The 7,637-nt window shown below is 47.2% G+C and carries 6 protein-coding genes and 1 tRNA gene; all 7 read right to left on the bottom strand.

The window, feature by feature from the left end:
• Positions 1-40: 40 nt before the first annotated feature.
• Positions 41-889, bottom strand: coding sequence for a hypothetical protein (locus F3J26_RS18475; protein WP_157141414.1), 849 nt, complete (start codon positions 887-889; stop codon positions 41-43).
• Positions 890-1,819: 930 nt separating this feature from the next.
• A complete protein-coding gene (locus F3J26_RS18470) occupies positions 1,820-2,383 on the bottom strand; it encodes a DUF1440 domain-containing protein (protein ID WP_008458541.1) in 564 nt (187 codons plus the stop codon).
• A gap of 341 nt (positions 2,384-2,724) precedes the next feature.
• Positions 2,725-3,833, bottom strand: a protein-coding gene (locus F3J26_RS18465) for an IS3 family transposase (protein ID WP_442892303.1) whose coding sequence is annotated in 2 segments (ribosomal slippage) — positions 2,725-3,581 and positions 3,581-3,833 — 1,110 coding nt in all. Because the reading frame shifts where the segments join, the coding sequence is not laid out codon by codon here.
• Positions 3,834-4,022: 189 nt separating this feature from the next.
• Positions 4,023-4,096: transfer RNA gene (locus F3J26_RS18460), tRNA-Gly, on the bottom strand.
• 88 nt (positions 4,097-4,184) lie between these two features.
• Positions 4,185-4,937 (bottom strand): amidase activator ActS, encoded by a 753-nt coding sequence (gene actS / locus F3J26_RS18455; RefSeq protein ID WP_286180330.1) that lies wholly within the window; start codon positions 4,935-4,937, stop codon positions 4,185-4,187.
• Positions 4,938-5,003: 66 nt separating this feature from the next.
• Positions 5,004-6,521: a lysine--tRNA ligase gene (gene lysS, locus F3J26_RS18450; RefSeq protein ID WP_166995291.1), complete on the bottom strand. Its 1,518-nt coding sequence runs from the start codon at positions 6,519-6,521 to the stop codon at positions 5,004-5,006.
• Positions 6,522-6,530: 9 nt separating this feature from the next.
• Positions 6,531-7,629 (bottom strand): peptide chain release factor 2 gene (gene prfB / locus F3J26_RS18445; protein ID WP_156107000.1). Its coding sequence is split into 2 segments (ribosomal slippage): positions 6,531-7,553 and positions 7,555-7,629, totalling 1,098 coding nucleotides; the frame shifts between segments, so codons are not numbered across the junction.
• Positions 7,630-7,637: the final 8 nt, after the last annotated feature.

Below are 7,637 nucleotides of genomic sequence, written 5' to 3'. Positions count from 1 at the left end.
CATACAGAGATGAGTCATTATAATAATAGCCAGAACAGACTTAATCAGCATTGTCTGAAAGATGCCCGCCTTCCAGCCCAAACTGCACGAAAGAAAAGTAATAAGCCATATACGAAGTAAACATTTTAACAAAAGACTCATAAATAGTTATCTCACCAGTTTTTTTGTTAAAAGAGAGCATGTTTATTTCTTCGGCCGCAATTAGTATATTTCTCAAGTGCGTTCTAGAAACACCACATTCTTTAGATACTAAGCTTAATATCGCTTTTGGCTTATTATCCTCTATGGCAAGCATATAGAGATAAACAAGAATCATATGGCCTGAATCTTTTGAAATAAAAACATCCAAATCATTGACAAAATTAATAATAAATAGTGAAGATCTGTGGATTTTTGCGTATGATTTAAAAAAAACAGAAATCTGATCATCAGATATAATCTTAGGATTATATGGGCCTTCAAACATCAAGCTTAGTGCAGGAACCATTGTGTTCAACAATTTTATAATATCTAACCTACCTTTTCTTGTTATCTTAAAACTTTTTTTCCTTTTGTCATTATCACTCTCCCTAAGTGAAATCCTTCCACTAACATTAAATAACAACAACAAAGATGTAATTGTATTATGACTAACCAACCCCGTAGTCAAACACTCGCTCACAACGTCAGACAAAAAAGCTTCATCCTTATTAAAAAAAACAGATGCAGTCACAGTAGAAATGACAAAGCGATTATTACTAAATATATATTTATAATATAACCTATCTTTCTTGAACTCTTCAATCATAAGCCTACAATGCGTTTCAACTGCAGGAATAAATAGACTATCTCTTGAGATAACTTTATAGAGATGCTGTATTCTGTTGTAAACCTTTAATTTCAGCTCCATATTCAAAACCTTTTTCAACATGTTTGGTAATTAAAATCATCCTTCATCCTCATTATACAATAAAATCACACAACTACTTAATAACTGTTTCATATATTGACGAGCGTGAACACTCTCATCTATTTACATAAAAATCAATAGCAAACAACAGCACAAAAAGTAAAAACATTAAATAATAATTATAATTTATTATTTAGCATCACAGGCCAATAAAGTTTGTTGCGCTAGTGAACTATAGTTCTGTAGATACCCAGTATTTTATAATAAATTAATCGCCGTATACTTAAAGTGGTTAAAACAAAAAAATTGATATGCTGAATTAATTGCAAAATAAAAATCGCTCCTTACACAAAAAAATATAATTAATGATCCACATCAATATTCAGACTCCAGACTGCGCGCCTTCACAAATAAATGATGCCAATTTTCAAATTAGAAAAAAAAGAAATTAATTACTACTCAAGGGCTACAAATGAGATCTGTTTTCAGGAAATTACTTTATTACAGCGGAAGTTACACCCCCCTTGCAGGATAAGACTAAAAAAATCAAAGGATATATTTCATATAGCCATATTTAGATATGTATATGCAACAATATCAATTTACATTTAATTTTTTGAAAGTTACGAAAATTGAAAAAAAACTAGTTAAATAAATTGAAATTCGTTAATTTTGAATATTAACCTTGGGACATGCGGAAAATCATTCTTCGTAAAAAAGATAAAAACAAGATTTGATTAAACTGACACCCCTTCAAAGAGATTAAATGCAAGCTGTTAACTTTAAAATAACTCACTTTAACTAAACTAACAAAAACACACTTGGCTGGGTAACTATAGTTCTGGAAACATTTTCACTCGTACAATAATAAAACCCCACTACCATACTGTAAAAATCTATCCTTGGCAGGCCTAAGCCTGCCAAATATATTTACTTAACGATATCTTTCGTCCATACACCAATAATAGGCCGAGAAAAAATTGCCAATACTGCAATGAGGCTAAACTCAATTGATACAGACCAACAAATATGCCCTAATAGTTCACTCCAGAATTCGTAACCGTTCAAATTCCACAGCCAACCAGTTTTTCCGCCAAGGTAAACTGGATAACGGAAACCCAGTGCAGGTATAAGGAATCCGTGCATAACAAACGTAATGATGACTCCATAAGCCGCACCATACCAAAGTCTAACTTTTGGCACATAAGCTGAGAGTAAAATATAAATGCCAGCAAAGATAAAACTAAATAGCCAATGATAGAGCATTACAGCACCGGGAATAGTAATTCCTTGGTATATGTAATCCATCGAGTGCGAGTTAACCCCCAGCCAGCCCAACCAGGCATCAATGTTCAACGCGGGAGGAGAAACTTCCCCTGCGAGACGAGGTGGCATATTAACTTCAGTACCTGATTTAACTAATGAGCTTATCGCACCACCAATGAAAGTCGCCCACAACAAAATGCGTACGTTAGTTTTTTTCCATGCGCTCATAATTTATCCTTAAAAGTAAAATTGATACCATCATACACCTCAATCAAGTTACTGGATGTTTCTGTACGCGTCAATATTTTACGTTTCTTTAATATCTAATGATACGCAATTGAATCAATATACTTTTAATTTGTTATTTACGCTCTGCTGCGTGGAGGATAGTGCAGTCAATCAGTAAGAGATCACAGTTAATATTATTGAAAGCTATTGGTGTAACATCATTATTTTAAATCACGAAATTTAATTCACTACACTGCCCCCTTTTCTATGATGACTGACTTGTTGGCCTAAAGTAAGATTGACCCCGAATATGCTCCAGTCATAATCAGGAATAACCGGCTTCATGTTGGTTGCATGTTCTGGCAACCGGCAGACTTTTCAGCAAATTCGGACGGGATCATACAGCCCAGCGCAGAATGAGGACGTCTCTGGTTATAGTGTATGCGCCAGGCTTCGATTTTGCACCGGGCATCCTCAAGCGACATGAACCAATTTTCGTTCAGGCACTCCTGCCGCAGTCTGCCGTTGAACGACTCCACGGTCGTATTGTCCGTGGGCGTTCCCGGTCGTGAGAAGTCGATGCGGATCCCTCTTTCGTACACCCATTTGTACAGCATTTTCCCTGCAAGTTCAGAGCCATTATCGGTTTTCAGCCATTGTGGTAAGGGACGTCTGAGTGCAATGGCGTTCAGCATCTCTGCGACCTCCATTGAGCGCAGATTCTGACCCACGCAAATCCCCAGACATTCGCGCGTGTAGAGATCAATGACCGTCAGCAGACGTAGCCGACGCCCGTCAAATAAGGCGTCAGATACAAAATCCATGCTCCAGACATAGTTCGGATACAACCCCTGAGGCTGGGGCTGTCGCCGCTGTGCCGATTTATTTCGGCGCGGGCGTTTGAGGCGCAGGGACAGACCCTTCTCGCGATAGAGCCGGTAAATGCGTTTGTGATTATCCCGCCAGCCTTCCCGCCTGAGCATGACGTGAACTCTGCGGTAGCCATAGTGGACCCGGGTTTCAGTGATCTCCCTGATACGCAGGCGGAGCGCGCTGTCGTCTGCCGCCACAGCACGGTAGCGGAAAGCGCTGCGGCTGATCCGTAGTGCAAAACAGATCTGCCGCTCGCTGGCCCCGTAACGTGCCTGCAAATCCCGGCCCCATTCACGCAGACACGCCAGCGTCAGTTCTTTTTTTCCAGCACATCCTGCAGCATGGACTTGTCGAGGCTCAGATCGGCTACCAGCTTCTTCAGCCTGAGATTCTCTTCCTCAAGCTGCCGCATGTGCTTCAGCTCAGAAGGGGAAATCCCGCCGTATTTTTTTCGCCGGGTGTAAAACGTGGCATCGGAGATACCCAGCTTACGGCAAACTTCGGGCACGCTCGTACCCGGTTCGGCCTGTTTCAGGGCAAAGACAATCTGCTCTTCGGTGAATCGTGACTTTTTCATCGGCACCACCTCCGTTCAGGGAAGTATTCATCATGCCGGAATTCTGTTTCTGAATGGAGCAGGATTTTGGGTCAGGGTCACAATCACGCAACAAGTACTGGCGAAGAAAAATGGGCAGTGAAAGTTGTATCTGCTTTAGCGAGACTGATTCACTGTCTGAAGAAAAGTTTCTTTATATTCTAAGGAGGTTGGAGCGGGCGAAGGGAATCGAACCCTCGTATAGAGCTTGGGAAGCTCTCGTTCTACCATTGAACTACGCCCGCTTTGAGGTGCGTTACGCATTATAGACTTTCAGCACTCGCTGGCAAGTGCCTTTGTGTCCAGGTGATGGTTTTTCAAGCACTTTTTAAATTAACACGACGGTTTTAGGTAACGCTGAGGGTCAATTGCTGTGGCCCGGTAGCGAATCTGAAAGTGCAAACGCACCGAATCCGCCCCAGTGCTGCCCATCGTGGCAATTTTCTGCCCGGCCTTCACTTTCTCTCCGGTATTAACCAGCATCGTGTCGGTGTGGGCATAGGCGGTGATGTACTCTTCGCTGTGTTTGATCATCACCAGATTGCCGTAGCCGCGCAGCTGGTTACCGACATAAACCACCGTTCCCGCGCCGGAAGAATAAATAGGCTGCCCGCGAGAGCCTGAGATATCAATGCCTTTATTGCCGCCGTCGCTGCTGGAGAACGGTTCAACAATGTTGCCCTTCGTCGGCCACAACCAGCAGCGTGCTCCCACCGGCGGCGGCGCCACCTTTGCTATGGTCGTGTTTTGCGAACGAGCTGGCGCAGTGGTGTTTTTGGCCATGGCGGTGTTTTTCGGCCGGCTTGCAGAGCCTGAGCCTTTGATCCGAATACGCTGGCCCACCTGGATAGTATAAGGCGCAGGGATCCCGTTCAGTCGGGCGAGGTCACCCACGCTGCTGCCGGTCATTCTGGAAATTTTTGAGAGCGTATCGCCGCGCTTAACGGTGTAAACCGCGCCGCTAAACGTGCCTTCGTTTCGGGTACTTTTGGCTGGTTTTGAGGAGGAGCAGGCCGTCAGCATCAGGCTCGTCATGATAATGAAAGCGGTGATGTGCCAGCGTTTTAAAATGCTTTCCTTGCGCAAACCAGGCCCCGGAAACGTTGATGAACTTGAGGAAAATCCCCCTCCTTACGGAGGGGAATGAGGGCGTTACTTAGTCGGACGCAGAGCCGGGAACAGGATAACGTCGCGGATCGTGTGGCTGTTGGTGAACAGCATAACCATGCGGTCGATACCGATACCCAGACCCGCCGTTGGCGGCAGACCGTGCTCCAGCGCGGTGACGTAGTCTTCGTCGAAGAACATCGCTTCGTCGTCGCCTGCCGCTTTCGCATCAACCTGGTCCTGGAAACGCTGCGCCTGGTCTTCCGCGTCATTCAGCTCGGAGAAGCCGTTGCCGATTTCACGGCCACCGATGAAGAACTCAAAGCGGTCAGTGATTTCCGGGTTTTCGTCGTTACGGCGCGCCAGGGGAGAGACTTCTGCCGGGTATTCGGTGATGAAGGTCGGCTGAATCAGGTGGCTTTCCGCAACCTCTTCGAAGATTTCGGTCACTACGCGGCCCAGGCCCCAGCTCTTCTCAACTTTGATACCGATACTTTCCGCGATGGCTTTCGCCGAGTCAAAGTTATCCAGATCGGCCAGGTCGGTTTCTGGACGGTGCTTTTTAATAGCTTCACGCATGGTGAGCTTTTCAAACGGTTTGCCGAAGTCGAAGGTCTCTTCGCCATACTGCACTTCGGTGGTGCCCAGCACGTCCTGAGCCAGAGTACGGAACAGGGATTCGGTCAACTCAATCAGATCTTTGTAGTCCGCGTAAGCCATATAGAGTTCCATCATGGTGAACTCTGGGTTATGGCGCGGGGAGATGCCTTCGTTACGGAAGTTACGGTTGATTTCGAAGACGCGGTCGAACCCACCCACCACCAGACGCTTCAGGTACAGCTCTGGCGCGATACGCAGGTACATGTCGATGTCCAACGCATTATGGTGCGTGATGAACGGACGAGCGGATGCGCCGCCAGGGATCACCTGCATCATTGGGGTTTCAACTTCCATAAAGTCGCGGCCCACCATGAACTGGCGGATGCCGGCCATGATTTTAGAGCGCACTTTAAAGGTATTGCGGGACTCTTCGTTAGCGATCAGGTCCAGATAACGCTGGCGATAGCGGGTTTCCTGATCGGCCAGGCCGTGGAATTTGTCCGGCAGCGGGCGCAGCGCTTTGGTCAGCAGACGCAGTTCGGTACAGTGAATGGACAGCTCGCCGGTTTTGGTTTTAAACAGCTTACCGCGCGCGCCCAGGATATCGCCCAGGTCCCACTTTTTGAACTGCTCGTTGTAGATGCCTTCCGCCAGGTCATCACGGGAGACATACAGCTGAATACGGCCGCCAACGTCTTGTAAGGTCACGAAGGACGCTTTACCCATGATACGGCGGGTCATCATACGACCAGCCACGCTTACCTCAACGCCGAGGTCTTCAAGCTCTTCGTTCTCTTTCGCATCGAAATCAGCGTGCAGTTGGTCTGAGGTGTGATCGCGGCGGAAATCGTTCGGGAATGGGATACCCTGCTCACGCAGAGCTACCAGCTTCTCACGGCGCGCTTTCAGTTCATTGTTAAGATCGGCTGCTGCGTCAACGCCCTGTGCTTGTTGTTCAGACATGTTGGTTCCTCATAACCCTGCTTTCAAACTTGCTTCGATAAATTTGTCCAGATCGCCGTCCAGCACAGCCTGCGTGTTGCGGGTTTCAACCCCGGTGCGCAGATCTTTAATGCGGGAGTCGTCGAGGACGTAAGAACGAATCTGGCTGCCCCAGCCGATATCCGATTTGTTGTCTTCCAGCGCCTGCTTCTCAGCATTCTTTTTCTGCATTTCCAGCTCGTACAGCTTCGCCTTCATCTGCTTCATCGCCTGGTCTTTGTTCTTGTGCTGAGAACGGTCATTCTGGCACTGGGTCACGGTGCCGGTTGGAATATGGGTAATACGTACCGCAGATTCCGTACGGTTAACGTGCTGACCACCCGCACCGGATGCGCGATAAACGTCAATGCGCAGGTCCGCCGGGTTGATGTCGATATCAATGTTGTCATCCACTTCCGGGTAAACAAACGCGGAGCTGAACGAGGTATGGCGGCGGCCACCGGAGTCAAACGGACTCTTACGCACCAGACGATGAACGCCGGTTTCGGTACGCAGCCAGCCAAAGGCATAATCGCCCTGAATGCGAATGGTCACGGACTTGATGCCCGCCACGTCGCCTTCGGACTCTTCAATAATTTCGGTTTTGAAACCGCGAGCTTCTGCCCAGCGCAAGTACATACGCTCCAGCATGCTCGCCCAGTCCTGCGCTTCCGTACCGCCTGAGCCTGCCTGAATATCGATGTAGCAGTCGGCGCTGTCGTACTCGCCAGAGAACATGCGGCGGAATTCAAGCTGCGCCAGTTTGGCGTCCAACACATCCAGCTCGGCAACGGCCTCGTTAAAGGTCTCTTCATCGTCGGCTTCTACCGCAAGCTCCAGCAGGCCGGAGACATCTTCCAGGCCCTGAGACATCTGATCTAACGTGTCGACGATGGCTTCCAATGAAGAACGTTCTTTCCCCAACGCCTGTGCGCGTTCAGGTTCGTTCCAGACATCGGGCTGTTCCAGCTCGGCGTTTACTTCTTCGAGGCGCTCTTTCTTGGCATCGTAGTCAAAGATACCCCCTAAGAACGTCGCTGCGCTCTGTGAGGTCCTGGATGCGGCTTTTTACCGGGTTAATTTCAAACATGCGTAATT

The organism is Enterobacter sp. Ap-867 (genome assembly GCF_011752855.1).
GTDB lineage: Bacteria > Pseudomonadota > Gammaproteobacteria > Enterobacterales > Enterobacteriaceae > Cedecea.
This window is presented reverse-complemented; position numbering and strand designations above follow the sequence as displayed.